This window comes from Cobetia sp. (genome assembly GCF_983723665.1).
On sequence record NZ_CFDJES010000106.1, the window covers coordinates 8,631 to 10,356 of the forward strand.

A 1,726-nucleotide genomic window follows, 5' to 3' on the forward strand; every position below is an offset into this window, starting at 1 on the left:
GCGGCAATCAGGGCGATTTCCTGCCGGTCAGTGAAGCCTTCAAGCCGCGCAGCTGGCGCGAGGGCGACACCCTGTATGTCGGCTTCACCAGCGCCGAAGGCTATTACCTCTATCGTCATCAGTTCAGCTTCGCGACCACCAGCGACCAGGTCGCTCTGGGCGACGCCGACCTGCCGCCGGGAGAGCTGAAGAACGATCCCTATATGGGCGAGGTGCATGTCTTCCATGATGCGCTGGTCATTCGCATCCCGCTTATGAGCGCCTCCACTGGCAAGGCAGTGCATGAAGACACACCGGCCAGCGGCCCGATCCCGCTCTCCATCACCTTCCAGGGCTGCGCCGATGCCGGGCTCTGCTATCCGCCGGAGACCGTCACTCTGCAGGCCGGTGAGCAGAGTGCCCCTGCCCCCTTCGCGCAGCTGATGCCGACCGCCGGCCAGGCGAGCGGTACGACGGCGTCGACGGACAGTCGCACCACAACAGCCCCGATCAGCGGCACCGATTCCGGCTTCAGCGCACTGTTCGCGGATGCCAGCCTGCTGACGGCTCTGGGGCTGTTCTTCCTCGCCGGCCTCGGGCTGACCTTCACGCCCTGCGTGCTGCCGATGATTCCGATCCTGAGTTCGATCATCGTCGGCCAGCGCCCCAGCCGCCCGCGCGCCCTGCTGCTCTCCACGAGCTACGCCCTGGGCATGGCCCTGACCTACGCCGCGGCCGGCACCTTGATGGGCCTGTTCGGCGCGGGGCTCAACCTGCAGGCGCATCTGCAGGCGCCGGCCGTGTTGATCCCCTTCGCTGCGTTGTTCGTGCTGTTCGCGCTGGCCATGTTCGGCGCCTTCAATCTACGACTGCCCAGCGGCATGCACTCACGGCTCGACGCGCTGCAAGGGCGCCTGATGAACGCCGGCCCCGGCGGACTGGCGCTGGCGGGCGCGTTATCGGTACTCGTGGTATCGCCCTGCGTCTCGGCACCTCTGGCCGGTGCGCTGGTCTATCTCTCCGCCAGTGGCGATGCCATGACCGGCGGACTGGCACTCTTCGCGCTGGGGCTGGGCATGGGCGTGCCGTTGATTCTGGTCGGCACCTTCGGCGCCAGCCTGCTGCCCAGGGCCGGCGGCTGGATGGAGGGCATCAAGCAGGCCTTCGGCATCCTGCTGCTGGGGGTGGCGCTGTGGCTGGTAGAGCGCTTGCTGCCGGCCTCACTGGCAGTGCTGGGCTGGGCCATTCTGGCCATCGGCACCGGCGTGGCGCTGGGGGCGCTCAGCACACAGACCCGAGGCTGGGCGCGTGCCCGTCAGGCACTGGGACTGGTCGCGCTGGGCTGGGGCATGATCAGCCTGCTGGGCGTGGCAGGCGGCGCAAGCGACCCGCTGCGCCCGCTGGCCCCCTTCTCTGGCGGCACATCATCCGGGCAGGCTACCGAGACGTCACTGGACTTCACCACCGTCAGCGACATGAGCGAGCTCGAGCGAGAACTGGCACTGGCCGCCAGCCGCGGCCAGCCGGTGTTCGTCGACTACTACGCCGACTGGTGCATCTCCTGCAAGGTGATGGAGCGCGAGGTCTTCCCCAAAGTCGCCAGCCAGTTGCGCCAGTTCCACCTGATTCGCGCCGACGTCACCAGTACCGGGGCCGCGACCCAGGCGCTGCTCAAGCAATTCGGCCTGTTTGGCCCCCCCAGCCTGCTGTTCTTCGCCGATGAACGCGAGCTCAAGGCGGCGCGCAT

The 1,726-nt window shown here is 68.0% G+C and carries 1 protein-coding gene; it reads left to right on the forward strand.

What is annotated here, in order from left to right; genetic code table 11:
• Window positions 1–1,726, forward strand: a 1,726-nt coding sequence (gene dsbD / locus AC4FAH_RS10870) for a protein-disulfide reductase DsbD (protein ID WP_490246021.1), incomplete at both ends; no start/stop codon positions are given.